Annotated in this window: 27 protein-coding genes; 9 read left to right on the top strand and 18 right to left on the bottom strand. The window is 67.8% G+C overall.

Annotated elements, in window-relative coordinates; all coding sequences use genetic code 11:
• Window positions 1-26: 26 nt before the first annotated feature.
• The 3 genes from RZN05_RS17350 to RZN05_RS17340 all read right to left on the bottom strand — a co-directional run bounded on the left by RZN05_RS17350 (window position 27) and on the right by RZN05_RS17340 (window position 3,299).
• A complete protein-coding gene (locus tag RZN05_RS17350; protein ID WP_317227939.1) occupies window positions 27-2,216 on the bottom strand; it encodes a transglycosylase domain-containing protein in 2,190 nt (729 codons plus the stop codon).
• Between the two features lie 82 nt (window positions 2,217-2,298).
• Window positions 2,299-2,676 carry a hypothetical protein gene (locus tag RZN05_RS17345; RefSeq protein ID WP_317227938.1) on the bottom strand — a complete coding sequence of 126 codons (378 nt, stop codon included), beginning with the start codon at window positions 2,674-2,676 and terminating at the stop codon, window positions 2,299-2,301.
• Window positions 2,677-2,732: 56 nt separating this feature from the next.
• The gene (locus RZN05_RS17340; RefSeq protein WP_317227937.1) at window positions 2,733-3,299 is read right to left on the bottom strand and encodes an HNH endonuclease; all 567 of its coding nucleotides are present in this window, start codon (window positions 3,297-3,299) and stop codon (window positions 2,733-2,735) included.
• Between the two features lie 99 nt (window positions 3,300-3,398).
• Between RZN05_RS17340 and RZN05_RS17335 the strand changes: the two genes are divergently transcribed.
• A complete protein-coding gene (locus RZN05_RS17335) occupies window positions 3,399-4,352 on the top strand; it encodes a glutamyl-Q tRNA(Asp) synthetase (protein ID WP_317227936.1) in 954 nt (317 codons plus the stop codon).
• 9 nt (window positions 4,353-4,361) lie between these two features.
• The gene (locus tag RZN05_RS17330; RefSeq protein ID WP_317227935.1) at window positions 4,362-4,592 is read left to right on the top strand and encodes a twin transmembrane helix small protein; all 231 of its coding nucleotides are present in this window, start codon (window positions 4,362-4,364) and stop codon (window positions 4,590-4,592) included.
• Between the two features lie 110 nt (window positions 4,593-4,702).
• Here the strand turns inward: RZN05_RS17330 and RZN05_RS17325 are convergent, their stop codons facing one another.
• A complete protein-coding gene (locus RZN05_RS17325) occupies window positions 4,703-5,038 on the bottom strand; it encodes a PilZ domain-containing protein (protein ID WP_317227934.1) in 336 nt (111 codons plus the stop codon).
• A gap of 131 nt (window positions 5,039-5,169) precedes the next feature.
• Here RZN05_RS17325 and RZN05_RS17320 point away from each other — a divergent pair, with 131 nt between their 5' ends.
• From RZN05_RS17320 to egtD, 3 genes are read left to right on the top strand one after another with little or no spacing between them, the layout of a single operon-like run.
• On the top strand, window positions 5,170-5,727 hold the full coding sequence (locus tag RZN05_RS17320; protein ID WP_317227933.1) for a cob(I)yrinic acid a,c-diamide adenosyltransferase: 558 nt from the start codon (window positions 5,170-5,172) through the stop codon (window positions 5,725-5,727).
• A gap of 52 nt (window positions 5,728-5,779) precedes the next feature.
• On the top strand, window positions 5,780-7,084 hold the full coding sequence (gene egtB / locus RZN05_RS17315) for an ergothioneine biosynthesis protein EgtB (protein ID WP_317227932.1): 1,305 nt from the start codon (window positions 5,780-5,782) through the stop codon (window positions 7,082-7,084).
• 1 nt (window position 7,085) lies between these two features.
• Entirely contained in the window at window positions 7,086-8,063 is a 978-nt protein-coding gene (gene egtD, locus RZN05_RS17310) for an L-histidine N(alpha)-methyltransferase (protein WP_317227931.1), read from the top strand.
• An 80-nt stretch (window positions 8,064-8,143) separates the two neighbouring features.
• Here the strand turns inward: egtD and RZN05_RS17305 are convergent, their stop codons facing one another.
• The gene (locus RZN05_RS17305; protein WP_317227930.1) at window positions 8,144-9,130 is read right to left on the bottom strand and encodes a DUF1176 domain-containing protein; all 987 of its coding nucleotides are present in this window, start codon (window positions 9,128-9,130) and stop codon (window positions 8,144-8,146) included.
• Window positions 9,131-9,198: 68 nt separating this feature from the next.
• Between RZN05_RS17305 and RZN05_RS17300 the strand changes: the two genes are divergently transcribed.
• On the top strand, window positions 9,199-10,068 hold the full coding sequence (locus RZN05_RS17300) for a 3-hydroxyacyl-CoA dehydrogenase NAD-binding domain-containing protein (protein ID WP_317227929.1): 870 nt from the start codon (window positions 9,199-9,201) through the stop codon (window positions 10,066-10,068).
• Here the strand turns inward: RZN05_RS17300 and RZN05_RS17295 are convergent.
• The gene (locus tag RZN05_RS17295; RefSeq protein ID WP_317227928.1) at window positions 10,035-10,766 is read right to left on the bottom strand and encodes a PilZ domain-containing protein; all 732 of its coding nucleotides are present in this window, start codon (window positions 10,764-10,766) and stop codon (window positions 10,035-10,037) included. The genes RZN05_RS17300 and RZN05_RS17295 overlap by 34 nt on opposite strands.
• 182 nt (window positions 10,767-10,948) lie before the next feature.
• Complete coding sequence (locus tag RZN05_RS17290; protein WP_317227927.1) at window positions 10,949-12,250, bottom strand: NupC/NupG family nucleoside CNT transporter; 1,302 nt, start codon at window positions 12,248-12,250, stop codon at window positions 10,949-10,951.
• Between the two features lie 131 nt (window positions 12,251-12,381).
• Here RZN05_RS17290 and RZN05_RS17285 point away from each other — a divergent pair, with 131 nt between their 5' ends.
• Both RZN05_RS17285 and RZN05_RS17280 read left to right on the top strand, forming a co-directional pair.
• The gene (locus tag RZN05_RS17285; protein ID WP_317227926.1) at window positions 12,382-13,059 is read left to right on the top strand and encodes a queuosine precursor transporter; all 678 of its coding nucleotides are present in this window, start codon (window positions 12,382-12,384) and stop codon (window positions 13,057-13,059) included.
• 79 nt (window positions 13,060-13,138) lie between these two features.
• Window positions 13,139-14,164, top strand: a complete 1,026-nt coding sequence (locus tag RZN05_RS17280) for a glycosyltransferase family 2 protein (RefSeq protein ID WP_317227925.1) — start codon at window positions 13,139-13,141, stop codon at window positions 14,162-14,164.
• 129 nt (window positions 14,165-14,293) lie between these two features.
• On the opposite strand, the gene RZN05_RS17275 is transcribed toward RZN05_RS17280, so the two are convergent.
• Both RZN05_RS17275 and RZN05_RS17270 read right to left on the bottom strand, forming a co-directional pair.
• The gene (locus RZN05_RS17275) at window positions 14,294-15,022 is read right to left on the bottom strand and encodes a class I SAM-dependent methyltransferase (protein ID WP_317227924.1); all 729 of its coding nucleotides are present in this window, start codon (window positions 15,020-15,022) and stop codon (window positions 14,294-14,296) included.
• Between the two features lies 1 nt (window position 15,023).
• Window positions 15,024-15,422, bottom strand: a complete 399-nt coding sequence (locus RZN05_RS17270) for a GtrA family protein (protein WP_317227923.1) — start codon at window positions 15,420-15,422, stop codon at window positions 15,024-15,026.
• Window positions 15,423-15,576: 154 nt separating this feature from the next.
• Between RZN05_RS17270 and RZN05_RS17265 the strand changes: the two genes are divergently transcribed.
• Entirely contained in the window at window positions 15,577-17,358 is a 1,782-nt protein-coding gene (locus RZN05_RS17265; RefSeq protein WP_317228559.1) for an AcrB/AcrD/AcrF family protein, read from the top strand.
• Here the strand turns inward: RZN05_RS17265 and RZN05_RS17260 are convergent.
• The 9 genes from RZN05_RS17260 to RZN05_RS17220 form a co-directional block, all read right to left on the bottom strand.
• Window positions 17,327-17,968 (bottom strand): MarC family protein, encoded by a 642-nt coding sequence (locus tag RZN05_RS17260; RefSeq protein ID WP_317227922.1) that lies wholly within the window; start codon window positions 17,966-17,968, stop codon window positions 17,327-17,329. The genes RZN05_RS17265 and RZN05_RS17260 overlap by 32 nt on opposite strands.
• Window positions 17,965-18,564, bottom strand: coding sequence for a hypothetical protein (locus RZN05_RS17255; RefSeq protein ID WP_317227921.1), 600 nt, complete (start codon window positions 18,562-18,564; stop codon window positions 17,965-17,967). Before RZN05_RS17255 ends, RZN05_RS17260 begins: the two co-directional genes overlap by 4 nt.
• Window positions 18,564-19,439 carry a bifunctional methylenetetrahydrofolate dehydrogenase/methenyltetrahydrofolate cyclohydrolase FolD gene (gene folD / locus RZN05_RS17250; RefSeq protein WP_317227920.1) on the bottom strand — a complete coding sequence of 292 codons (876 nt, stop codon included), beginning with the start codon at window positions 19,437-19,439 and terminating at the stop codon, window positions 18,564-18,566. Before folD ends, RZN05_RS17255 begins: the two co-directional genes overlap by 1 nt.
• Window positions 19,436-19,702, bottom strand: coding sequence for a DUF167 domain-containing protein (locus tag RZN05_RS17245; RefSeq protein WP_394804846.1), 267 nt, complete (start codon window positions 19,700-19,702; stop codon window positions 19,436-19,438). Before RZN05_RS17245 ends, folD begins: the two co-directional genes overlap by 4 nt.
• 44 nt (window positions 19,703-19,746) lie before the next feature.
• On the bottom strand, window positions 19,747-20,049 hold the full coding sequence (locus RZN05_RS17240; protein ID WP_317227918.1) for a YggT family protein: 303 nt from the start codon (window positions 20,047-20,049) through the stop codon (window positions 19,747-19,749).
• Between the two features lie 46 nt (window positions 20,050-20,095).
• Window positions 20,096-20,995, bottom strand: coding sequence for an acetylglutamate kinase (gene argB / locus RZN05_RS17235; RefSeq protein ID WP_317227917.1), 900 nt, complete (start codon window positions 20,993-20,995; stop codon window positions 20,096-20,098).
• A gap of 149 nt (window positions 20,996-21,144) precedes the next feature.
• Window positions 21,145-21,753 (bottom strand): DUF4240 domain-containing protein, encoded by a 609-nt coding sequence (locus RZN05_RS17230; RefSeq protein WP_317227916.1) that lies wholly within the window; start codon window positions 21,751-21,753, stop codon window positions 21,145-21,147.
• Window positions 21,753-23,840, bottom strand: a complete 2,088-nt coding sequence (locus RZN05_RS17225) for a RelA/SpoT family protein (RefSeq protein ID WP_317227915.1) — start codon at window positions 23,838-23,840, stop codon at window positions 21,753-21,755. The genes RZN05_RS17230 and RZN05_RS17225 overlap by 1 nt, the downstream gene beginning before the upstream one ends.
• Before the next feature lie 49 nt (window positions 23,841-23,889).
• Window positions 23,890-24,201: a CC_3452 family protein gene (locus RZN05_RS17220; protein WP_317227914.1), complete on the bottom strand. Its 312-nt coding sequence runs from the start codon at window positions 24,199-24,201 to the stop codon at window positions 23,890-23,892.
• Between the last annotated feature and the right edge of the window lie 132 nt (window positions 24,202-24,333).

Here is a 24,333-nt window from a genome sequence, read left to right as displayed (position 1 = left end):
CGCAATCGCGGCCTATGCCGCTCAGGTCAATTCCCCTGCTCGCCCCGGCGACCGCCGCCCAGACGCGGCGGCGGCGGGCCTTCCTCGTCTTCCGGCAGCTCCTCGTCGGGCGGGAACGGCCGGTCGCGCGGGCCGAGCACGTCGGTCTCGACGCCCGTCCCCTCGATAAAGTCGCCGACGCTGTTGAGCACGTCGTCGAGCGTGGTCTCGTTGACGATATCCTCTTCCTCGACCGGTGCCGGCGGCAGCGACACGCCGAGCGCGCGCATCATGAAATCGCGCCACACCCGCGCCGGGATGCCCCCGCCGGATGCGCCCGGAATCGGGGTGTTGTCGTCATTGCCGATCCACACCGCCGCGACCAGATCGCCGGCATAGCCGATGAACCAGGCGTCGCGCGCGTCCTGCGTCGTCCCGGTCTTGCCGAAGGCGGGGATCGACAGCGCCGCGCTGCGCCCGGTGCCCGCGCTCACCACGGTGCCGAGCATCGAGCGCAGGTCCTCGAGCTGGCCGCCCGGCAGCCGCGTCGCCGAACCGAGCCGCGCGGCGAGCCAGTCGTCGGCGCTTTCGGTATCGTCAAGCCCGCGCGGGCGCACCGGGTAGCTCCCGTTCGCCACCGCGGCATAGGCCGCGGTCAGCTCGAGCAGCGACACCGTCGAGGTGCCGAGTGCGATCGACGCCTCGTTGGCGATCGGCGTCGAGATGCCCAGGTCGCGCGCCGCGCGGATCACCCGGCCGACGCCGATCTCGTTGGTCAGCCGCGCCGCGACGACGTTGCTCGATTTGGCAAAGGCCTGGCGCAGCGTGATCTTGCCGGCATAGCGGCCGTCGCTGTTGGTCGGCGACCAGTCGCCGATCGTCACCGGCGAATCGTCGACCAGGCTGTCGGGCGTCATCCCCGAGCGCAGTGCGGCGAGATAGACGAACAGCTTGAAGGTCGATCCGGGCTGGCGCCGCGCCTGGGTGGCGCGGTTGAACGGGCTCTCGCGATAGTTCTTGCCGCCGACCATCGCGACGACGCGCCCGTCGGGCCGCATCGCCACCAGCGCGATCTGCGTCTTCCGCAACCCCGCGCTGCGCACCGCGCGCTCGGCATGCTGCTGGAGCTTGGTCTCGAGCGTGGTGCGCACGGTCTGTTCGGTCGCGACCCCGCCGGCGCGGTCGCGCGCCTCGGGCAGGATCCAGTCGGCGAAATAGGTGCCGCTCGGCAGCTCCTTGTCCTTGCTGACCCGGAGCACCGCCGGGCGCACCCGCGCCGCCTCGGCCTCGGTCAGCGCGCCGCTCGCGACCATCGCGCCGATCACCAGCTTCTGCCGCTCGCGCGCGCCCTTGAGGTTGCCCGTAGGCGCGAGCCGGCTCGGCGCCTTGACCAGGCCGGCCAGCAAGGTCGCCTGGCTCAGCGTCAGCCGCTCGGGCTCGACGCTGAAATAATGGTTCGCGGCCGCGCGCAGCCCGTACACATTGTCGCCGAAATAGACGTTGGAAAGATAGCGCGAGAGGATCTCGTCCTTGGTCAGCCACGCCTCGAGCCAGAAGGCGATCGTCACTTCGCGCAGCTTCCGCGTCATCGTCCGGTCGGCGGTGAGGAACGCATTCTTGGCGAGCTGCTGGGTGATCGTGCTGCCGCCCTGCGAGCTGCCGTCGCTGGTGGTGTTGTGGAGGAAGGCGCGCAGGATGCCGCGCGGATCGACGCCGAGATGCGAATAGAAGCGCCGGTCCTCAATCGCAGTGAACGCCTGCGCGACGTGATCGGGCAGCTTGGTGACGTCGACCGGCGCAGCGATATCGGCACCGCGCCGCGCGATCGGCGTGCCCTCGGCAGAGAGCAACGTGATCGAAGGCGGCGCCGGCGGCTGGAGCGACTTGGACAGCGGCGCGGTGAAGGCCAGCCACGCGACCAGCAGCACGAACAACAGGATCAGCCCGGCAAGCGCCCAGCTCACCCAGCGCCAGCGGAACCTGAAGCGGAAGCGCTTGCCGGCCGGAACCTCGTCCGCATCCCCGCCCGGCTCCTCGGGAGGGGGCGGAGGCGGCGGCGGCGGGGCCGCGCGCCAGAAGGGGTCTGGCGCGGGCCTAGGCTGCGGCACTTCGGGCGGGAGCGACAGCGGCGGCGGCGGATCGGTCCGCGCCGGACGCCACGCCCGCACCTCGGGCGACTCTCCCGTCTCGCTCGGGCGCCGAAGCGGAAAGCGCATGTCGCTCGGTTCACGGGCCATCAGCGCCTCTTACCGGCCCGACGGAAAAGGGGAAAGCACAACACCACGGTGTGTTGTTATTATAAGACAGTCCGTCGTGCAATCACTTGCAGCGCGACAGGTCCGTCGGCCGTTCTTCGGGACCATCCAACGGGCCCGCCCCGAGCAGCGACTTGCCGTCGGGCGAGAGGCGCAGCGTGCCGCTGACCTTCTCCTCGCCGTCGTAATTGGAGAGCACCCCCTCATAGCGCACGCTGTTGCCGTCGAGCACGGTCACGCGCTGGATCGCGGTGCTTTCCTCATAATAGCCGATGCTGCGCGCCTTGATCGTCATGCCCTGGGTATTGTCGCCGCCGTGCAACGCGAAATCGGCCTGCCGCACGGCCCATTCGCCCTGGAAGCGCGCAGGCATCGTGCCGTCCGCGGCAATCGCGGGCGAAATGCTGCCGAGCAGCACAACAGCAGAAACCAGGATACGCATGACATCTCCTCAACAAGTCGCGCCGCTATAGCCACGGCGGCGCGCTTGCATAGCGCTCAGGCTTCGAGCTCGATGTCCCAATAGAGCCAGTCGCGCCAGGTCTGGTGGAGATAATTGGGCGGGAAGCGCCGGCCATGTTCCTGGAGCTGCCAGCTCGTCGGGCGGATCGGCTCGATATGGAGCGGCATCGCGGCCTGCTTCGGCGTCCGCCCGCCTTTCCGGAGGTTGCACGGCGCGCACGCCGTCGCGACATTCTCCCAGGTGGTGCGCCCGCCCTGGGCGCGGGGGATGACATGGTCGAAGGTGAGGTCGCGCTGGGTCCCGCAATATTGGCAGGAGAACTTGTCGCGGAGAAACAAGTTGAAGCGCGTGAAGGCGGGAAATTGCGAAGGCTTTACATATTGCTTGAGCGCGATGACCGAAGGAAGCTTCAGCCTCGCGCTGGGACTTCGCACCTCGCGTTCGTAGAAGGACACGACGTCCACCCGGTCGAGGAACAGCGCCTTGATCGCAGTCTGCCACGGCCACACGCTGAGTGGATAATAGCTCAGCGGCGTATAGTCGGCGTTGAGGACAAGCGCCGGGCAACTGTCCGGATGGCGGATCAGATCGGGATGGTACATGCGTTCCCTCACCCGTTTTTGCTCGCCGCATTCCCTGGCGGGGAATGGTGACGGGCGCATGACAGCATATGCCGCGACTCGCGGTCAAGGGCCGGTTTGATGGTTGTCCACACGCGATTCGCACCGAGCCCGACCGGGCGCCTGCACCTTGGCCACGCATATTCGGCGCTCCCGGCGCACGACTTCGCCCGTTCCGCCGGGGGCAACTTCTCCCTGCGCATCGAGGATATCGATGGCACGCGCAGCCGCCCCGAGCATGTCGATGCGATCCTCCGCGATCTCGAATGGCTCGGGCTCGAATGGGACGGCGAAGTCACCTTCCAGTCCCAGCGGCTGCACCTTTATGAGGCCGCGCTCGACCGCCTGCGCGGCATGGGGCTGCTCTACCCCTGCTTCTGCACCCGCGCCGATATCGCCGCGAGCCTGAGCGCGCCGCATGGGGCGGACGGCGCGCTGTATCCGGGGACATGCCGAGGGCTGGCGGCGCCGGACCTGCGCCGTCCGCACAGCTGGCGCCTCGATGTGGCGAAGGCATTGAAGATCCTCCCCGGAACGGGGAGGGGGACCGCGCCCGAAGGGGGTGGTGGAGGGGGCGTGCCGCAAGGGACTCCGCTGGTGGAGAGCGCCCTACACCAGCCTCCCGCTGGTCCCCCCCGTTCCGGGGAGGATTTATACTGGCACGACTTCTCCGCCGGCTGGGTTCGCGCCGATCCGCGCTCGCACGGCGACGTCATCCTCGCCCGAAAGGACGCCCCCGCCTCCTACCACCTCGCGGTCACGGTCGACGACGCCGCACAGGGCATCACCCACGTCGTCCGCGGCAAGGACCTGTTCGAGGCGACTCACGTCCACCGCCTGCTCCAGGCGCTGCTCGGCCTGCCCACGCCCGAATATCGCCACCACGCGCTGCTGACCGGCCCCGACGGCCAGCGGCTCGCCAAGCGTCACGGCGCGCCGACGCTCGAAGCCCTGCGCCTTGCCGGCGAGGACGGCCGCGCGCTTGCCGACCAGCTGCGGCAGGGCACCGTTGGCTTCGGCGCAGCAAAGGCGTAGGAAGCACCCATGACCTTCTTCCTTGCCGCCTTGCTCATTGCCGCGATGCTCGCGGTGGTCTTCGTGCTCATCAAGGGGCTGGTCAACATGGCGCAGACCACCAGCCAGGATCTCGAAGGCGAAGGCCCGAGCGAGCGCTCGCTGCGCTCGCAGAAGCTGATGCAGCAGCGCATCCTGCTCCAGGGCGTGGCGATCGCGATCATCGCGATCCTGCTGATGATGGTCTCGGCGGGAAGCTAGCGGATCAGCATCGCCAGGCACCAGACCAAGGCGAGCAGCAACAGTCCGATCAGCACCACCAGTTCGAGATCGAGCAGCGGCGGGCGGCGCATCGCGACGCCCCTATGCGGTCACAGGAAACCGAGATGCGTCACCAGCGATTGGTGCAGCCGGCCCTTGAACTGGAGCCCGGCAACGCCCTCGCCGGTCCAGGCGACGCGCGCGGGCATGGGCGCCAGATGCGCGATCGCCACCCACACGTCCTCGCCTTCGCGCAGCCCCCAGGTGAAGACCTTGCATCCCTCCACCGAAACATCGGCGACTTCGCCCTTGATCCGCCGCACGTCACCGCTCGCGCGGATCGTCGCGGTGAGCGCAGTCGAGGTACGCGGGTTGGTGCGGCGGTCGGCCACCTCCGCCAATCGCGCGATGAGCGCGTCGTTGCTGTGTCGATCGCCTGGATTCATGCGGGCTCTCCCCTGCATGCTCTATAGAACTCAAGCGTTTACACCCGGTCGAAGGACAGGCTTAGCCGTTCACTAACCACGCCCGGCCGAGCCGGTGGCCAAGCGCGCCTGCCGGGCGTAGGACGGCGGCCATGGTAAAGCTCAACAAGATCTACACGCGCACCGGCGACCAGGGCACTACCGGGCTGGTCGACGGATCGCGCGTTTCCAAAGCCGATCCGCGCATGGCGGCGATCGGCGATGTCGACGAGGCCAACAGCGCGATCGGCGTCGCGCGCGCCGCGCTCGGCCCCGGCAGCTTCAGCGAGATGCTCGCACGGATCCAGAATGACCTGTTCGATCTCGGCGCCGATCTCGCCACCCCGCCGACGATCGAAGGCGCGCTGCGCATCGTCGCGTCGCAGGTCGAATGGCTCGAAGATCGGATCGACCATCTCAACGCCGCGCTCGACCCGTTGACCAGCTTCATCCTCCCCGCCGGCGACCCTGGCGCCGCCGCACTGCACCTCGGCCGCGCGATCGTCCGCCGCGCCGAACGCACCGCCGTCGCCGCGGGGGACGCAACCGAGCTGAACCCGCACGCGCTCGCCTATCTCAATCGCCTGTCCGATCTGCTGTTCGTCGCGGCACGCGCAGTGAACCAAATGGCGGGCGGAGACGTTCTGTGGGTTCCGGGGGCATCGCGCTAATCGCTTGTCATCGCGCTTGACCGTTGCCCCGCGCTTCGAGTATAAGAACAAAATGCGAACAGAAACTGGTCCGGCCCCAGCTTCCTGTCCGCTCGCGACGCGCTTCGGGCGCGTTCGGGCTCTCAGTGTTGCGCTTGTCGCCGACCTCTCCGATGCCGATACGACGATCCAGTCGATGGACGACGCATCGCCGGCCAAATGGCACCTCGCCCATACCACCTGGTTCTTCGAGACTTTCGTGCTGCGCGATCATGTCGCCGGCTATCGGCTGCACGACGAACGCTGGCCGTTCCTGTTCAACAGCTATTACGAGGCCGAAGGCGCGCGTCACGCCCGCCCCAGCCGCGGGATGCTGTCGCGGCCGAGCCTGGCCGAGATTCTGGACTATCGCGCGCATGTCGATGCCGCGTTGAACGACGCGCTACCAGAGCTGGGCGAAGAAGCGCACGATCTGGTTCTCCTCGGCTGCAATCATGAGGAGCAGCACCAGGAGCTGCTGCTCACCGACATCCTTCATCATTTCTCGGTCAATCCGCTCGAGCCGGCGCTGTGGCAAGGGACACCGAAAGTGCCCGTGGCGATGCCCCAACCGATTGGTTGGCTCGACCATCCCGGCGGGATCGTCGCGATCGGGCAAGACGTCGAGTCAACTGGCGCCGAAAAACCGCGATTCGAGTCAACTTCGTCAACCGACTTCGCCTTCGATTGCGAGGGGCCGCGGCACCAGGCGCTGCTGGCGCCGCATGCGATCGCCGACCGAACGGTCACCAATGGCGAATGGGCCGCATTCATCGCCGATGGCGGCTATCGCGACTCGCGGCACTGGCTGGCAGACGGCTGGACCTGGGTGCAGGCCGAGGGCGTAGAGGCGCCGCTCTATTGGCGGCAGGAGGGCGGCGCGTGGACACGCTTCGGGCTAGACGGCCGCCGTCCGATCGATCCCGCCGCGCCGGTCACCCATGTCAGCCTGTTCGAGGCTGACGCCTATGCGAGCTGGGCCGGCGCACGGCTGCCCACCGAATTCGAATGGGAGGCGGCAGCACGCGGCCACGATCCGAAGGGCGGCAACCAGCTGGACGTCGCCGGCCCGGTCGAGCCGCGCCCCTCGCCCGGCGGTCCGGCCTTCTTCGGCGACGTCTGGGAATGGACCGGCAGCGCCTATCGCCCCTATCCCGGCTTCCGCACCGCGCCAGGCGCGGTCGGCGAATATAACGGCAAGTTCATGAGCGGGCAGTTCGTGCTGCGCGGCGGCAGCTGCGCCACCCCGCGCGGGCATGTCCGCGCGAGCTACCGCAACTTCTTCTATCCACACCAGCGCTGGCAGTTCACCGGCGTGCGCCTGGCCAAGGACATCTGACATGCTCAAGCAGGAGCTCGAAGACGGCGAGCACGGGCTCGCCGATCCCAATTTCCGCGCCGATGTGCTGAACGGCCTCGCCGCCAGCCCGCGCGCGATTCCCGCCCGCTGGTTCTACGATCGCCGCGGCTCGGAGCTATTCGAGGCGATCACCGACCTGCCCGAATATTATCCCACCCGCACCGAAACCGCGTTGCTGATGCAGGTCGGCCCGCAGCTCGGCGCACTCGCCGCGCCCAATGCCGCGGTGGTCGAGTTCGGATCGGGCTCCTCGACCAAGACCCCGATCCTCCTCCGCGCGATCCATCCTTCCGCCTATGTGCCGATCGACATCTCCGGCGAATTCCTCCGCCACTCGGCGCGCGAACTTTCGAAAGATTTCCCGGGACTGCCGGTACTCCCGGTCGAGGCCGATTTCCTCCGCCCGGTGCCGCTGCCCGAGGAAGTGTCCGGCCTGCCCAAGCTCGGCTTCTTCCCCGGCTCGACGATCGGCAACATGCAGGCCTTCCACGCGGTCAATTTGCTGCGCGCGATGCGCGACTGGCTCGGCGAAGGCGCGCGGCTGCTGATCGGGATGGACCGGGTCAAGTCACCCGACATCCTCATCCCTGCGTATGACGACGCGCAGGGGGTCACTGCGGCGTTCAACCTCAACCTGCTCGAACGGATCAACCGCGAGCTGGCGGGCACGATCCCCGTCGATGCCTTCCGCCATCGCGCGATCTGGAACCCGGACGCGGCAAGGATCGAAATGCACCTCGAGGCCCAGCGCGACCTAGACTTCACCGTCGAGGGCCGCCCCTTCGCAATGCGGGCGGGCGAGAGCATCCACACCGAGAACAGCCACAAATACGGCCCCAATGGCGCCCGCATGCTGCTGCGCGCGGGCGGCTGGACGCCGATCGCCGAATGGACCGACCCGCAGGACTGGTTCGCGCTGATGCTGTGCGAAGCCCAGCCCCTGCGCATGGCGCCTTAGGCGCGAATATTGTGGGCATATCGTGCTGCGGCGAAGGCGGGAGTACGGTGTGGCTTGAAACGAAGCGGCCTTGCGCGGGTCTAGCGATAGACCGGCTCGGCCGTCCAGGTGCGCAGCCAGTTGATCGAGCCGCGGCACTCGTCCATCCGACGCAGCTCGATCAGGTGAAACGCCTTGCCATCCCAGACATAGCTCGCGCTCTCGCCGCAATCGCCGATCCCGCGGCCCTTGGCGTGGGTGCCGAGCACGCTCGCCTTGGCGTCCCACCAGGCGTTGGTGAGCATCGGCGCCTCGCCGGACCCGTCGCTCGAATAGTCGATATCGGCGACTTCGGCCTTGCCGCCCCGCAGTACGAACGGGACGGTGTTGACGTTGTACGCGCCGCTGCCGCACGGCACGAGCGCCAGCGACGCGCCGCCGCCGAGCGCGAAGGTCTCGATCGCGCCCTCGGCCTTTTCGCCGTCGTCGGTATAGTCCTCGCAGCTCGACAGCTTCTCCAGCTGCTTGCGCATCGCCGCATTTACCGTCGCGGGGGTGCCGCTGGCGCGCAGCGCGGCGACGCGAGGAGTCGCGGGCGGCGCAGGCACCGCGGTCGCGGGCTTGGTCCCTTGGGCCACTGCCGCCGTCACCGTGCCCGCGCGGCCCTGCCCCGCATCGATGAAGCGCAGCGCCGCCGACGACCCTTTGAGCGAGATCTTGACGTTGCCCAGGCTGAGCGCAGTGCCGTTGGCGACCGCCGCGACGATCCGCGCGGCGTCGGCGTCGCGGAAGCGCACAACCTCGTCCTTGGCGATGCCCTGCGCCACCGCCTTGCCGTCGACGGCGAGGGTGAGGCTGCCGGGCGCCTTGCCCGCATCGACGGCGATCTCGAAGCCGCCTTGCGGGCCGGGATCGCGGCTGATCGATGCAGTCAAGGGGCCGTCGTCGGGCAAGTCGCCCTCGTCGCTGACCAGCGACGTCATCTCGCAGACCTTGAGATTGTCGCAGGCCACGGCCCAGTCGCCATAGGTCTGGAAGGCGCCGGTGGCGGGATCGGCGGCGGCGAGCAGGAGCGCGAAGGTCAGCATGGACCGCGGTCTAGCCGAGCCCCGCGCCGGACGGTAGGGGACATGCGAAGCGGAATTGGAGACGGGCGATGCAGACGGTAGGCGTGATCGGCGCGGGACAGATGGGCGCGGGGATCGCGCAGGTTTCGGCGCAGGCGGGCTATGTCGTGCTGCTCTCCGATGTCGACTTGGGCCGCGCCGAAGCGGGCAAGGCCGGAATCGCCAGGCAGCTCGCACGCGCCGTGGAGAAGGAGAAGATCAGCGCCGCCGACGCCGAAGGCGCGCTCGGGCGGATCACCCCGATCAGCGACCTCGCCGCAATGGCGCCGTGCAACCTAGTCATCGAGGCGGCGACCGAGCGCGAGGCGATCAAGCGCCAGATCTTCGACACCGTTGGCAAGGCGCTGGGCGGCCAAACGATCCTCGCCAGCAACACTTCGTCGATCCCGATCACGCGGCTCGCCCAAGCGGCGCCCGATCCGGCGCGGTTCATGGGCGTTCACTTCTTCAACCCGGTGCCCGTCATGGGGCTGATCGAGCTGATCCGCGGCCTCGCCACCAGCGACGCCACCGTCGCCGCGGTCGAGACATTCGGCCAGTCGCTCGGCAAGCGCATCGTCCACGCCAACGACGCGCCGGGGTTCATCGTCAACCGCGTGCTGATGCCGATGCTCAACGAAGCGTGCTTCGCGTTGGGCGAAGGGGTGGCGACGATTCCCGACATCGACGCCGCCTGCCAGCTTGGGCTCAACCATCCGATGGGCCCGTTCACCCTCGCCGACTTCATCGGGCTCGATACGTGCCTGGAGATCACCCGGGTCCTGTTCGAAGGCACCGGGGATCCCAAGTTCCGTCCCGCGCCGCTGCTGGTCAAATATGTCGAGGCCGGCTGGTACGGCCGCAAGACCAAGCGCGGCTTCTACGATTATTCGGGCGCCGAGCCGGTCCCGACGCGCTGATCGGCGGGGCGTTCGACCGCCCAATTGGCGAGCCGGTCGAAAGGAATCGGGCTGAGAAAGGCGATTCCGGCGCGGCCGGCCTGGACCCAGCGCACCGTGCCGCTGCGCGGCTCAAGCCCGACGACGCCCAGGGTCACGTGCTCGCCCTCGCGCAGGCATCCTGCCTCGATCTTGGCGCCCCCTTGCGACAGATCGAGCAGAGTCACGCTCTGGCGGCCGCTCTCGGCGATCAGCGTCGCGGTGCAGCCCGCGCGCAGCCGCGGCATGCGCTGGACCGACGCCTGCGGGGTACGCACCCGGGCGTTGAGCACGGTCGAGACGTCGATCTGCGCATCGAAGCGGATGCCGATCTGCGCGTCGCGCGTCCACACCACGATGCCCGGCACGCATTCGCCCGAGCGCATCTCGACTTCGACGCGGTCACCCTGGCCGGGCCGCGCGACCGAACGGCACATCATCCCGGTGGCCGAGAGATTGCGGATCAGGCAGAGGACCTCGCGGCCGCCCCAGCGCAACGTCGCCGAGCGATAGACCGACATCTTGCTGCGCGCATCGGCGCGGCGCTCGACCCGCGCGGCCGGCTGCGCCACGGCCTTGACCCGCGGGCGAAACCCCGGAAGCGGCGCCTGCCCCACCTGGCGCGCACGCTCCCATTCGAACGCCGAGCGCGGATCCTCGGTCGGATACGCGACCTCCAAGCATTCGTTGAGCCACTCAAACGGTTCCCCCTGGGGGGACGGCAACATCCTCAATTGGTGATCCATCGGCATACGTTCCCATCGCACGCTCGAACCTGGAAGGCCCGAAATCACCCCACCCGCAGATCGCCGCTACCGCCGATTTAGTTGCACAAGCGTAAACATTCGCAGATATGCATGCGCTACGGCATCACCAGCCCGGCGAGCGCTGCCGACATCAGGTTCGCCAGGCTGCCCGCGACCAGCGCGCGGATGCCGAGCCGCGCGATCATCGGCCGCTGGTTGGGCGCGAGGCTGCCGGTCGCCGCCATCTGGATCGCGATCGAGCTGAAATTGGCGAAGCCGCACAATGCGAAGGTGATGATCGCCACGGTGCGCGGGGCGAGATCCTTCATCTGGCCGAGATCGATGAACGCGACGAACTCGTTGAGCACCACTTTGGTGCCGAACAGCCCGCCCGCCGCTACGGCGTCGTGCCACGAGATGCCGAGCAGGTACATCACCGGCGCGAACACCGATCCGATGATCCGCTGGAAGCTCAGATCGGCGAACCAGGCCTGCGCCCAGGACGCGTTTCCGCTGGCATAGACCACCCAATTGCCCGCGCCGGCGAGCAACCCGTTGGCGAGCGCGACCAACGCGACGAACGCGAGCACCATCGCACCCACCGCCACTGCGATCTTGACGCCGGTCGAGGCGCCGGTCGCAGCGGCCATGATCAGATTGGCGGCGCGTTCCTCCTCGATATCGTGCTCGGCGATCTTGATGGCCTCTTCTTCGGGATCGTCGCCGAGCGGCAGCTCGCCGTTCGCGGGGGCGGGATCGTCGGGCATGATGATCTTGGCCATCAGCAGCCCGCCGGGGGCCGCCATGAAGGAAGCGGCGAGCAGATAGGGCAGCGCCTGCGGGCCCAGCAGGCTGGCATAGGCGGCGAGGATCGTCCCCGCGACTCCGGCCATGCCGACGGTCATCACCGCGAAGAGCTGCGAGGGCGTGAGCCGCGCCAGATAGGGACGGATCACCAGCGGCGATTCGCTCTGGCCGACGAAGATGTTCGCCGCCGCGCACAGCGATTCGACCTTGGTGGTGCCCACCACCTTCTCGATGCCGCCCCCGATCCAGCGGATGACGAACTGCATGATCCCGAGATGGTAGAGGATCGAGACGAGCGCGGCGAAGAAGATGATCACCGGGAGCGCGGCGATCGCGAAGCTCTGCCCGCCGAGTTCGGGCCGGGCGAGCGGGCCGAACAGGAAGGTCGTGCCCTCGCCGGCATAGCCGAGCAGCGCCGAGACGCCGTTCGACATTCCGTGCAGCGCTGCGCGGCCCCAATCGGTGCGCAGCACGAGCAACGCGATTCCCGCCTGCAGCGCGAACGCCGCCCCGACGGTGCGCAGGCGGATCCCCCGCCGGTTGCTCGACAGCAGCCACGCGATCGCAAGGATCGCCAGGATGCCGAAAATGCCGATGGGAAACTGAGTCATTCGCCGGTGCGCCCCCGAGGCCGGCCGCGTGCTTTGGCCAGCAAAACCGCGACCATACACGCTGCGCGGCCCGAGGCCAGAGGGCACGCGCCCACCTTTCGCAGCGCCATCTTTCCCGCTAGCGTCGGGCGATGGACATCCGGCCCAACATCACGCGCTCGCTCTTCTTCCTGTCGATCTTCTATGGCGGCATGGTCTGCATCGCCGGGGTGCTCGGCAACAAGCAGGTGTCGCTGGGACCGATCTCCGCGATCGGCACCTGGGTGGGCGTCGGCCCGCTCGCGGTCGAGGCGGGTATCTTCGCCTTCCTGTTGCTCGTCGCGGTGTCGAGCGCGGTCGCCGAGCTCAACGGCCCGGATGTCGCGCGGCGCCTGGTCCTCTGGGGCTTCGTGCCGCTCGTCACGTCGGTGCTGCTCTCGCTCGTCGTCCTCGCGCTGCCGGCCTCGCCGAGCATGGAGCCCGAACGCCTCCACGCCTTCGAGCTGATGATGTCGGGAACGCCGCGGATCTGGCTTGGCGGCATCATCGCCTATGGCATCTCGCAAATCCTCAACGTGACAATCTTCAGCGCATTGAAGCGCGGCGGCGGCAAGATGCTGTGGCTGCGCGCGGCGATCGCGAGCATGCTCAGCCAGATTGCCGACACGCTGATCTTCGTCACCGTCGCCTTCTACGGCGTCTTCCCGATCCGCGAGCTGCTCGTCGGCCAGATGCTCACCAAGGTCGTGCTCAGCCTCGTGCTCGTCCCGCCGCTGATCTATTTCTTCGTCGGCCTCGGCCGTTTTCTCGACCGCCGCCGCTCGCTCTGAGCGGCCCGGCAGGCGCACCCCACGGCGATCATCGACGAGCGCTAGCGCACCGCCCCACACGCCGCTACAGCGGCCGGTCATGAAGAGGCCCAAGCTTTCCGTCGTCATCCCCTGCTACAATGAAGAGGCGTGCCTCGAGGCGCTGCACGGCCGCGTCTCGGCCGCGGCGCAGGCGAGCGTCGGCAACGATTATGAGATCGTGCTGATCAACGACGGCTCGCGCGACCAGAGCTGGAAGGTGATGCAGCGGCTGTGCGAGACCGATCCGCGGCTCGTCGCGATCAACCTCTCGCGCAATCACGGCCACCAGCTCGCGCTCACAGCCGGGCTCGATCTGTGCGCGGGCGAGGAAATACTGATCATCGACGCCGATCTCCAGGATCCCCCCGAGCTGATGACCGACATGCGCGCGGCGATGAAGAGCCAGGGTGCCGACGTCGTCTATGCGGTGCGGCGCAAGCGCGACGGCGAGACGATCTTCAAGAAGATCACTGCCGCCCTCTTCTATCGCATGCTCGATCGGATCACCGACACGCCGATCCCGCTCGATACCGGCGACTTCCGGCTGATGACGCGGCGCGCGCTAGACGCGTTCCTGTCACTCCCCGAACAGGCGCGCTTCATCCGCGGGATGGTCGCCTGGGTCGGGTTCAAGCAGGTTCCCTTCCCCTATGACCGGCACGAGCGGCTGGCCGGCGAGAGCAAATATCCGCTCGCCAAGATGATCCGCTTCGCGCTGGACGCGATCACCGGCTTCTCGACCGCGCCTTTGCGCTTCGCCAGCCATATCGGGTTGCTGCTCACCGGCGCGTCGCTGCTGCTCATCCTCTACATCATCGTCGCCTGGCTGATGGGCAATGCGATCCAGGGCTGGACCTCGACGATGCTCGTCGTCGTGGTGATCGGCGCGGTGCAGATGTTCGTGCTGGGGATGATCGGCGAGTATCTCGGGCGGCTCTACGTCGAGTCCAAGCGGCGGCCGCTCTACCTGGTCGCCGACGTCGCCGGGCCGGTGCGCGGCCATGCCTCGCTCGGCTATCGCTTCGAGGATTCGGGCGAAGTCAGCGTCTCGCCGCAGACCGCGCGGAGCGAAGCGGCGGAGTAAGTTCCCCTTCCGCTTGCGGGAGGGGTTAGGGGAGGGACTGACGGGGAGGTTCCTTTCGACACACGCACGTCGGGCCCTCCCCCGACCCCTCCCGCAAGCGGGAGGGGAGCGCAGTCGGCGTGTCCCAGGTTATTTCTTCGAAGCCAGCGTGATTAGCGACAAGCCCGGCGGCAGCGGAATCCGGCCGACCAGGTGCCGCTCCACCCGGAAGATCCCCTCGAACAGCGTGTTGAGCGGCTTGGGCGGGGGCGAATCGTCGCTGTCGTCCTTGCCCATCAGCTTGCCGGCGAAGCGCGCCGCCACCGCCACCGGGAACAGCAGCGAATTGAAATAGCCGAGCTTGGCGCCACGCAGCCCGGCCTTGTCGAGCAGCGCCGCGAACCCGGCCTTCGAGTAGCGCCGCTTGTGGTGGTTGACCACGTCGTGCGCGCTCCACATCCATTGGTGCGCCGGCACGGTGATCAGGATCTTGCCGCCGGGCTTGAGCGCGGTCGCGATCGCCTTTAGCGCCGCGACATCGTCCTCGACATGCTCGATCACGTCGAGCACCGCGACGAGATCGTAGCTGCCGGGTTCAATGCCGACCAGATCGGGAAGCGGCGAGGTGCCGACGGGCTTGCCCAGGCGTTCGCTGGCCTTGGCGCCGGCGGTCTCGTCGATCTCGATCGCGTCGATCTCGCCGAACTGCGCGAGCATCGGGAGGTTGTGCCCGGTGCCGCAGCCGATCTCGAGGATGCGTGCGTCCTCGGGCAGCCCGCCCCAGCGCGTCAGATACTCGGCGAGGATGTCGCGGCGGGCGCGATACCACCAATGCGTGGTGTCGTGCGCGGCCATGCGCTCGTAAACGATGCGGTCCATTCTATCCGAATACCCATTGGCGGTTGAGCGCGAAAGTCGCGAGTGGCGTGATCAGCACGATCGGCACCAAGGGCAGCCATTGCGGCCCGTGGAACAGCGGCCCGGTGATCACCCAGGTGAACAACGCGTTGAGCAGCAGCCCGAAGCCCTGGACGATCAGGAACTTGAGGTGCTGACGCCCGCTCTGGTCGCGCGTGCCGTGCCCCTTGAAGCTCCAGAAGCTGTGGAGGAAGAAGCCGCAGGTCACCGCGACGAGGAACGCCGGCGGCACCGCGAGCACCGCCAGGTTCTTGGGCAGCACGAAATAGGCGAGCGGCAGGTACACCGCCGAATAGATCACCGTGGAGATCCCCCCGGCGATGCCGAAGCGGATCAGCTGGCCGAGCATGCCGCTCGCCATCAGAGATTCCAGTCGATTCAGGAGTGCCGTCACTAGTCTAGCTTGCCCTCGCGCAGGGCGCCGCCCTAATGCGGAGCGCAGAGCGAGGGAAGACATTTTGAAGCTGAGCGATTTGCGGATCGAACGCGAACTGGACCGGCGCTGGCTGGCGGGCATGCTGGTGTTCTGGCTGGGCGTGGTCGCCTGGTATGTCTGGCAGCGCCAGGGCAACATCTATTGGCTGACGCTCGGCGACACCGACGACAATCTGCGGCTGGCGCAGGTACGCGCCCTGCTCGCCGGGCAGGGCTGGTACGATCTGCGCCAATACCGCCTCGATCCGGCCTTAGGCGGGTTGGACATCCACTGGTCGCGCATCGTCGACTTGCCGATCGCCGGGCTGATCCTGCTGCTCAAGCCCTTGCTCGGCACGGCGCTGGCGGAGAAATGGGCGTGCGGGCTTGCCCCGCTGCTCCCGCTCGGGCTGACGATGACTGGGTTGTGCCTCACCGTCCGCCGGCTGGTCGCGCCCCAGGCCTGGCTGCTCGCGCTGGTCATCCTGATGGGGTGCACCTCGACGATGCTGATGTATGCGCCGTTGCGCATCGATCATCACGGCTGGCAGCTCGCCTGCCTGGCGCTCACCGTCGCTGGGCTCGCCGATCGCGCGCGGGCGCGGGGCGGTGTCACCGTCGGCCTGTCGAGCGCGTTGTCGCTGAGCATAGGGCTCGAGCTGTTGCCCTATTGCGCGATGGCCGGTGCGATCATCGCGCTGCGCTGGGTGTGGGACGCCGGTGATGCGCGGCGGATGCAGGTCTATGGGCTGAGCCTTGCCGGCGGCACCGCGCTCGGCTTCGCGCTGTTCGCGTCGAACGCCAACCAGGCGCTGCGCTGCGACGCGCTGACCCCGGTATGGTTGAGCGTGATGGTCGCGGCGGGGACGCTGCTGTTCGCGCTGTCGCTGCTGCGCCTGGAGAATCGCTGGGTCCGCCTCGCGCTTGCGGCAGTGGCGGGCGGCGCGATCGTCGCCGGCTTCGTCCTGCTCTTCCCGCAATGCCTCGGCCGCCCCGAGCAGGTGTCGGACGAACTCGCGCGGACCTGGCTCAGCCGGGTGCGCGAGGCCAAGCCGATCTACGAGCACAGCTTCAAGACCGGCTTCCCGATCGCGGTGCTGCCGATCATCGGGGTGCTGGGCGCGCTGCTCGCCACCTGGCGCGCGCGGCGCAGCGAGGCGGCGGTGGCCTGGGCCGCGATCGCATTGTTCACGGCATTCGCCGGTGCGATGCTGCTCTGGCAGATCCGCGCAGGCCCCGCGGCGCAGCTGCTCGGCGTGCCAGGCGCGACGGTTCTCGCCTGGCTGGTCGTGCCCTGGTTCCTTGCCCGATCGTCGATGCTGGTCCGGGTGTTCGGGTCGGTGCTGGCGTTCCTGCTCGTCACCGGACTGTTCGCCGGGTTGGTGCTGCCGTTCCTTCCCAGCGACAAGGCGAAAGGCAAACCCGGCCCCGACCGCGTCGGCCAGGCCAATGCCGCCTGCGCGCGGATGACCTCGCTGCGCCCGCTCGACGCGATCCCCAAGGCGGTGATGTTCACCCATGTCGACATGGGCCCGCGGCTGATCGTTGTCACGCATCACGATGCGATCGCCGGGCCCTATCACCGCAACGGCCAGGCGATCCTCGACGTCCACCATGCATTCACCGGCCCGGCGAGCGGCTTCCGCGCGATCGCGGCGCGGCACAAGGCGCAGTATCTGCTGGTCTGCCCCAACCTGTCCGAAACCACGGTCTATCGCGCGCGCAACCCCAACGGCTTCTACGGCCAGCTCCACCGCGGCCAGGTACCCAGTTGGCTCGAGCCGGTGGCGTTGCCTGCGAAGTCGCCGTTCAGGCTGTGGCGGATCCGTTACGACCTTCCGGACGTGCCGGTCAGTGCCCCGAAAGCGCCGCCCCGGCGCTGAAGCTGGCGCGAATCCCGTCGATCACGAACTGCGCGGCGAGCGCGGCGAGCAGCACGCCGAGCAGCCGCGACACCACCGCCTCGATCTTCGCGCCGACGACGCGCATGATCGGCCCTGCGATCAGCAGCGCGCCGAGCGTCAACGCGAGGATCGATGCCATCGCCGCGAGCACCACGGCCGAACGCGCCAGCCCCTGGCTCTGCGACATCAGCAGCATTACCGAGGCGATCGATCCCGGCCCGGCGATCATCGGCATCGCCATCGGGAAGATCGAGATGTCGGCGGGCTCCTCGGCCTTGATCTTCTCGGCGCGGTCCTCGCGGCGCTCGGTGCGCTTTTCGAACACCATTTCGAGCGCGATCAGGAACAGCATGATCCCGCCGGCGATGCGGAACGCATTGAGGCTGATGCCGAGCGCCTTGAGCAGCGCCTCGCCGAACAGCGCGAAGCCGAACAGGATCGCCGAGGCGACGAGAACCGCGCGCACCGCCATCGCCCGGCGATGCACCGCGCTCGCACCGCTGGTCAGCCCCGCGAAGATCGGCGCGCAGCCTGGTGGATCGATCACCACGAAGAAGGTGATGAAGGCGGAGATGTACAGCTCGATCATGTTGGCGCGGCTACCTTGTCCGAGACGACCGATACGAACGTGATGCCGTCCCAGATCCACGCATCGAAGCTGCGCGCACCTTCGGCGGAGACTTCCCAATGCCAGAGCAGCGTCCCGTCGGGCGATTGCCCGTCGCCGCTCTTGCTGCCCAGCATCGCCACGGGCGTGGCGACCGGCTCGGTGATCGGCTCGCACGAGGCTTTCCGCATGGCAACCTTCGCGGGGCGCGCCCGCGGCGTGGCGAGGTCGTCGCCATGGTCGAGCGACCATTTCCAGCCGGCCTCGCGCCTGTGCCAGACCGTGGTGAAATAGCCCTTGGCCTTGGAGCGTACCCAGGGACCGGTGTTCACCGCCGTCGTGCCGTCGCAGGCGACGAAGCTTTCGGCCGCCCACCATTGCACCGCGACCGGCGGGTCCAGCGTCGGCAGCGCCTGTTGGGCTTTCTCGGGCTGCGGCAGGAAGACGATCGCTTCCTGCGTCGCGAATTTCCGGAAGGCGGTCCACTGCCCCTCGGCCTGCGCTGCGCGGCGGAACGCGTTCTCGGCATCGACCGCGCTCGTCTCGGGACCGGCGGCGAGCAGCAGCAGTGCGAGCATCAGACCTCCGCTTCGTCGAGCGCGACTCCCTCGCGGCGATGCGCCGCGACCAGCGTATTGCGCAGCAGCACCGCGATCGTCATCGGCCCGACCCCGCCCGGCACCGGGGTGATTGCCCCCGCCACCGCCGCCGCGCTTTCGAAGTCGACATCGCCGGTCAGCCCGGTCTCGGTGCGGTTGATCCCCACGTCGATCACGGTTGCGCCCGGCTTGAGCCATTCACCCTTGACGAAGTGCGCGATGCCCACCGCCGCGACGACGATATCGGCATGCTTGAGATAATGCGGCAGGTTGCGGGTTCGCGAATGCGTCACCGTCACCGTGCAGCTCTTGGCGGTCAGCAGCGCCGCCATCGGCTTGCCGACGATGTTCGAGCGCCCGATCACCACCGCGTCGAGCCCGGACAGATCGCCGAGCCGATCCTCGAGCAGCATCAGGCAGCCGAGCGGCGTGCACGGCACGAACCCCGGCAGCCCGGTGGCGAGCCGCCCGGCATTGACCGGATGGAAGCCGTCGACATCCTTGTCCGGGCTGATCCGCAACAGCACTTCCTGCTCGTCGAGATGCGTGGGAAGGGGAAGTTGAACCAGAATCCCGTCGACCGCGGGATCGGCGTTGAGCTGGTCGACCAGCGCGAGCAGGGTTGCCTGGTCGGTATCGGCGGGCAGCTTGTGCTCGAAGCTCTCCATCCCCGCCTCGCGCGTCTGCTTGCCCTTCGATCGGACATAGACGGCGGAGGCGGGATCCTCGCCGACCAGCACGACGGCCAGCCCCGGCGCGCGGCCGGTCGCCTCGCGGAATGCCGGAACCTTGTCGGCGATCCGGGCCCGGAGACCCGCCGCGAATGCCTTGCCGTCGATCAGTGCTGCGCTCATGGCTCGGTTCCATAGAGACCGGCGGCGATTTTCGCCAGCGCATCCGGATCGCCCGCGATCGCGAGCCGCTTAAACCGCGCGCTATCCCCCGAAAGCAGCGTCACGGCGCGCTTGGGCACGCCGAACGCCTTGGCGACAAGCGGGATCAGCGCGTCGTTTGCAGCACCATCGACGGGCGGCGCGGCAAGGCGCGCGGCGAAATGCTCAGGCGCCCCCGCCGCGAACGCATCGCGCGACGCCCGCGGCGTCACGCGCACCGCGATCTCGAGTCCTTGGGGGCGCAGCGTCCAGGCCGCGCCGGCGCGGCTCAGAGCGGCGCGCCGACCGCGGCGCGATAGAGCGCGGGCATCACCGCCTGCTGAAGGATCAGCAGGATCACCAGCACCACCATCGGCGACAAATCGAGCCCGCCGAAATCGGGGAGCACGCGCCGGATCGGGCGGTAGATCGGATCGGTCATCGTCTTGAGCGCGCGCCAGATCGCGCCGACATATTCGTTGTGCGTGTTGATCACGTTGAACGCGATCAGCCACGACAGGATCGCCTGGACGATGATGATCCACCAGATGACGGTCAGGATGATCTGGAGGATGTCGAGGATCAGGATCAAGCCCGGTGCTCCGAAAGAGGTGTGTTGCGGTTAGATAGCGCGTCGGTCAGGCGTGTACCAGCGTGCCCGCGCCGCGCCGCGTGAAGATCTCGAGCAGCATCGCGTGCGGCACCCGCCCGTCGAGGATGACTGCGGCATCGACACCGGCGTTCACCGCGGCGACGCAGGTCTCGACCTTGGGGATCATCCCGCCCGAGATCGTACCGTCGGCCTTGAGCGCGGCGATGCCCTCGGGATCGAGATCGGTCATCAGCTCGCCCGACTTGTCGAGCACGCCCGCGACGTCGGTGAGCAGGAAGAAGCGCTTGGCCCCGCATGCCCCGGCGATCGCCCCCGCCATCGTGTCCGCATTGATGTTGTACGTCGCCCCATCGGCCCCGAGCGCGACCGGCGCGACCACCGGGATGAAGCCCTGCGCGGCGAGCGAGCGCAGGATCGCGACATCGACCGCGACCGGCTCGCCGACGAACCCAAGGTCGACATGCCGCTCGATCCCGCTGTCCGGATTAGGGCCGCGCCCCTGGACCTTTTCGGCGGTGACGAGCCCGGCATCCTTGCCCGAGATGCCGACGGCCTTGCCGCCCGCTTGGCCGATCCAGCCGACGATTTCCTTGTTGATCGATCCGGCGAGGACCATCTCGGCGATCCGCGCGGTCTCGGCATCGGTGACGCGCAGCCCGCCGACGAATTGCGATTCGACGCCCAGCCGCTTGAGCATCGCGCCGATCTGCGGCCCGCCGCCATGGACGACGATCGGATTGATCCCGACCGCCTGGAGCAGCACCATGTCTTCGGCGAAGTCACGCTGGAGCTCGGGATCGCCCATCGCGTGGCCGCCATATTTCACGACGAAGGTCGCGCCGGCATAGCGCTGCAGATAGGGCAGCGCCTCGGTGAGGGTCTCGGCCTTGGCGAGCAGCGCGGGATCGGGTGCGTGATCGGTCATCGCGCGCCCTTAGGGCAAAGTTGGCGCTATCCCAAGCCCGCGCAATCGAACGAGCGGAACGCAGGTTGCCCCCACACCCCGCAAATCTAAACGGAAGCGACACCGCCAAGCCCTGATGGACCACGCGACCAGGGCGGCGGGGGGCTGACCTATTCCAGCGGCGCGCTACCGAAGCGCTTCCACAGTTTCGGATAGCGCGCCGCCAATATCTTCGGATCCTCGCTGAGGGGTTTGCCGATCGGTTCGGGGGGCTGCGCGCGGCTGGCCGGCATCGTGGCGGGATCGCGGTCCGTGCGCGCGGCCCAGACCTCGATCACGACGTCGCCGAAGCCTTCGAATGCGACCGCTTCGTTTGCACCCGCAGGAATCGCCGTGACGAGGCTATCCGGATCCGCGAGTGCCGCTTCGAAAACGCGCTGGCCGCGCGAAATCAGCCAGTCGCGGAAATGGTCGAAGCCATCGTCCGAGGCGCCGCCATGGATGGCATGGGCTGCTCCCCAAAGCTCCCAGCTATATGCAGCCGCGCGCTTGGCATCATACGCGGCTCGCCATGTGACGAGATCGGCCAACGACAACGCGGCGAGGATATTTCGTAGACCCGCTTCCTGCTGCGCCTGGTCCCGCGCATTCCGCGCCGATCGTTCGATGATGTCCCAGAAGCGCCGGTCGTCCATCGGCACGACCTCCTGGACGGCCCCATTTGCCTTCACCGGCAAGGAGGCAAGCGGTGCCGCGAGCAGGAGCAACGCGAAGAGCATCACACCCGCTCGGTCGCGTTCACCACATCGGCCGCACGCAGCGCCGCGAGCAACTTCATCAGGTGCCCGGCGTTGCGGACCTCCAAGTCGATCGTGTTGGTGTGGAACGTGGTATCGCGGTTATCCATGCGCAGGCCCAGGATGTTGGCCTTTTGGGCGCCGATCAGCGTCGCAACCGCGCCGAGCGCGCCGGGCTCGTTCTTGAGCGTCACCGCGATCCGCGCGACTCCGCCCTCGGCCTTGTCGCCCCAGGTGAGGTCAACCCAATCCTCCTCGTCGGTGTCGATCAGGCCGGCGCAGTCGATGCGATGGACTTCGATCGGCGCGTCGGGGCGGCGGACCCCGACGATGCGGTCGCCGGGCACCGGGCGGCAATCGTCGGCGAAGGTGAAGGCAACGCCTGGGGTGAGCCCCTTGATGTCGATCGCGCGCGCCTGGCTCGGCATCTCGTGCTCGGCGCCTTCGGTCGATCCGGGCATCACCGCTTCGAGCACCTGGACGTCGGTGAGCTTGCGCCGCGCGATCGCCTCCATCAGCGTCTCGGCATCGGCGAACTTGAGGCGCTTGAGCGCGTCCTTGAGCGCGCCCTCGCCCGGCGGCGTCGGCAGCCGCTGGACGATCTCGTCATAGAGCTTGTGGCCGAGCGCGATCGTTTCGTCGCGCTCCTTGTGGCGGATGTGGCGGCGGATCGCAGCGCGCGCCTTGCCGGTGATCGCGAAGTTGAGCCAGTTCGCCTGCGGCTCCTGCGCCTTGGAGCGCAGGATCGACACCTGGTCGCCCTGCGCGATCTCGGTGCGCAGCGGCACCACCTTGCCGTTGACCTTGGCGCCCACCGCCTGGTCGCCGAGATCGGTGTGGACGGCATAGGCGAAGTCGATCGGCGTCGCGCCCTTGGGCAGCTGGATCAGCTCGCCCTTGGGCGTGAAGGCGAAGATCCGGTCCTGGTACATCGCCATCCGGGTATGTTCGAGCAGCTCCTCGGGGCTCTCGGCATGCTCAAGGATCTCGATCAGGTCGCGGATCCAGCTCACCTGCGTGTCGGGACGCACCGAATCCTGCTTGTACGCCCAATGCGCCGCAAGGCCGAACTCGGCCTGGGCATGCATGTCGTGCGTGCGGATCTGGATCTCCACGCGCGTGTCGCCGGCATGCATGATCGTGGTGTGGAGCGAACGATAACCGTTGCGCTTGGGCGTCGAGATATAATCCTTGAACCGCCCCGGCACCATCGGCCAGCGGCGGTGGATCACGCCCAGGGCGCGGTAACATTCTTCTTCGGTATCGACGATCGCTCGGAACGCCATGATGTCGCTGAGCTGGTCGAGCGACACGTGCCGCTCGGACATCTTTTTCCAAATCGAATAGGGGTGCTTCTCGCGCCCCGAAATCTCGGCCTCGACCCCGCCGCGCGCGAGCAGCAGCTTCAGGCCAGAACCGATCTTCGCGATGCGGTCCTCGCCTTCGATCGACAGGCTGTCGAGCCGCTTGGTGATGCTCTCATACGCCTCGGGCTCGAGCTCGCGGAAGGCGAGCGTCTGCATCTCCTTCATGAACTCGTACATGCCGATCCGCTCGGCGAGCGGGGCATAGATCTCCATCGTCTCGCGGGCGATGCGCTTGCGCTTGTCCGGGTTCTTGATGTGGTGGAGCGTACGCATGTTGTGGAGCCGGTCGGCCAGCTTGACCAGCAGCACGCGGATGTCGTCCGACATCGCCAGCAGGAATTTGCGAAGATTCTCCGCGGCGCGCTCGCTCTCGGTCTGCGCCTCGATCTTGGAGAGCTTGGTCACCCCGTCGACCATCCGCGCGACATTGTCGCCGAACAGTCGCCGGATCTCCTCGGGGGTGGCGACGGTGTCCTCGATCGTATCGTGGAGAATTGCCGTCGCAATCGTCTCGTCGTCGAGGTGCAAGTCGGTCAGGATGCCGGCGACTTCGATCGGGTGGCTGAAATAGGGATCGCCGCTGGCGCGCTTCTGGCTGCCATGCGCGTTGACCGAGAACACATAGGCGCGGTTGAGCAGCGCCTCATCGGCTTCGGGGTCGTAGGAAAGGACCCGGTCTACAAGTTCATACTGACGCAGCACGGGGCCTAGATGGGGCCCCGTGCTGCTGCAATGCAATGACTTTCGCTGTTCAGCGTGCCTTGGCGTTGCACTTGGCGAGTGCGGCCTCGTCGAACGTCGTGCCGTTGGCACGGAACGCCGAGAGCTGGCCGACTTCGCGCGCGACCAGCTCGCAGACGATCGTATCGCGGGCGTTGGCCTTGGCGGCGAGGCAGACGCCTTCGCCGCACTTCCAGATCGTCGAACGCGTAACCAGGCTGGCCTTTTCGGGCGAAGTCACCGGAGTCGCCGAATAATAGCCGCGCGCCTGCGCGAAGCCGGTCGCGGGGACGAGCGCCAGCGTTGCCGCGGCTGCTGCCGCGACGGCATGGAAACGGGTCATATCTTCCTCCTGGGGAGCGTTCCAAAGCAGCTTGCGCTGCCCGTAAAGACCTAATTGACACCAAAGTAAGTTGCAAGCAGAAACTATTGCTGCGCCGCAAGGTGTTAAGCCGTTCTTTCTTGGCCCGGCGAT

It is taken from the genome of Sphingomonas sp. HF-S4 (genome assembly GCF_032911445.1).
Taxonomy (GTDB): domain Bacteria; phylum Pseudomonadota; class Alphaproteobacteria; order Sphingomonadales; family Sphingomonadaceae; genus Sphingomonas; species Sphingomonas agrestis.
The sequence above is the reverse complement of the archived record's forward strand: the minus strand, read 5'-3'. Positions and strand labels throughout refer to the sequence as shown.

Excerpts from the sequence above, each read along its gene's own strand:
- RZN05_RS17350 (WP_317227939.1), bottom strand. The coding sequence starts at position 2,216 with ATGGCCCGTGAACCGAGCGACATGCGCTTTCCGCTTCGGCGCCCGAGC.
- RZN05_RS17345 (WP_317227938.1), bottom strand. The coding sequence starts at position 2,676 with ATGCGTATCCTGGTTTCTGCTGTTGTGCTGCTCGGCAGCATTTCGCCC.
- RZN05_RS17340 (WP_317227937.1), bottom strand. The coding sequence starts at position 3,299 with ATGTACCATCCCGATCTGATCCGCCATCCGGACAGTTGCCCGGCGCTT.
- RZN05_RS17335 (WP_317227936.1), top strand. The coding sequence starts at position 3,399 with ATGGTTGTCCACACGCGATTCGCACCGAGCCCGACCGGGCGCCTGCAC.
- RZN05_RS17330 (WP_317227935.1), top strand. The coding sequence starts at position 4,362 with ATGACCTTCTTCCTTGCCGCCTTGCTCATTGCCGCGATGCTCGCGGTG.
- RZN05_RS17325 (WP_317227934.1), bottom strand. The coding sequence starts at position 5,038 with ATGAATCCAGGCGATCGACACAGCAACGACGCGCTCATCGCGCGATTG.
- RZN05_RS17320 (WP_317227933.1), top strand. The coding sequence starts at position 5,170 with ATGGTAAAGCTCAACAAGATCTACACGCGCACCGGCGACCAGGGCACT.
- egtB (WP_317227932.1), top strand. The coding sequence starts at position 5,780 with ATGCGAACAGAAACTGGTCCGGCCCCAGCTTCCTGTCCGCTCGCGACG.
- egtD (WP_317227931.1), top strand. The coding sequence starts at position 7,086 with ATGCTCAAGCAGGAGCTCGAAGACGGCGAGCACGGGCTCGCCGATCCC.
- RZN05_RS17305 (WP_317227930.1), bottom strand. The coding sequence starts at position 9,130 with ATGCTGACCTTCGCGCTCCTGCTCGCCGCCGCCGATCCCGCCACCGGC.
- RZN05_RS17300 (WP_317227929.1), top strand. The coding sequence starts at position 9,199 with ATGCAGACGGTAGGCGTGATCGGCGCGGGACAGATGGGCGCGGGGATC.
- RZN05_RS17290 (WP_317227927.1), bottom strand. The coding sequence starts at position 12,250 with ATGACTCAGTTTCCCATCGGCATTTTCGGCATCCTGGCGATCCTTGCG.
- RZN05_RS17285 (WP_317227926.1), top strand. The coding sequence starts at position 12,382 with ATGGACATCCGGCCCAACATCACGCGCTCGCTCTTCTTCCTGTCGATC.
- RZN05_RS17280 (WP_317227925.1), top strand. The coding sequence starts at position 13,139 with ATGAAGAGGCCCAAGCTTTCCGTCGTCATCCCCTGCTACAATGAAGAG.
- RZN05_RS17275 (WP_317227924.1), bottom strand. The coding sequence starts at position 15,022 with ATGGACCGCATCGTTTACGAGCGCATGGCCGCGCACGACACCACGCAT.
- RZN05_RS17270 (WP_317227923.1), bottom strand. The coding sequence starts at position 15,422 with ATGGCGAGCGGCATGCTCGGCCAGCTGATCCGCTTCGGCATCGCCGGG.
- RZN05_RS17265 (WP_317228559.1), top strand. The coding sequence starts at position 15,577 with ATGCTGGTGTTCTGGCTGGGCGTGGTCGCCTGGTATGTCTGGCAGCGC.
- RZN05_RS17260 (WP_317227922.1), bottom strand. The coding sequence starts at position 17,968 with ATGATCGAGCTGTACATCTCCGCCTTCATCACCTTCTTCGTGGTGATC.
- RZN05_RS17255 (WP_317227921.1), bottom strand. The coding sequence starts at position 18,564 with ATGCTCGCACTGCTGCTGCTCGCCGCCGGTCCCGAGACGAGCGCGGTC.
- folD (WP_317227920.1), bottom strand. The coding sequence starts at position 19,439 with ATGAGCGCAGCACTGATCGACGGCAAGGCATTCGCGGCGGGTCTCCGG.
- argB (WP_317227917.1), bottom strand. The coding sequence starts at position 20,995 with ATGACCGATCACGCACCCGATCCCGCGCTGCTCGCCAAGGCCGAGACC.
- RZN05_RS17230 (WP_317227916.1), bottom strand. The coding sequence starts at position 21,753 with ATGCTCTTCGCGTTGCTCCTGCTCGCGGCACCGCTTGCCTCCTTGCCG.
- RZN05_RS17220 (WP_317227914.1), bottom strand. The coding sequence starts at position 24,201 with ATGACCCGTTTCCATGCCGTCGCGGCAGCAGCCGCGGCAACGCTGGCG.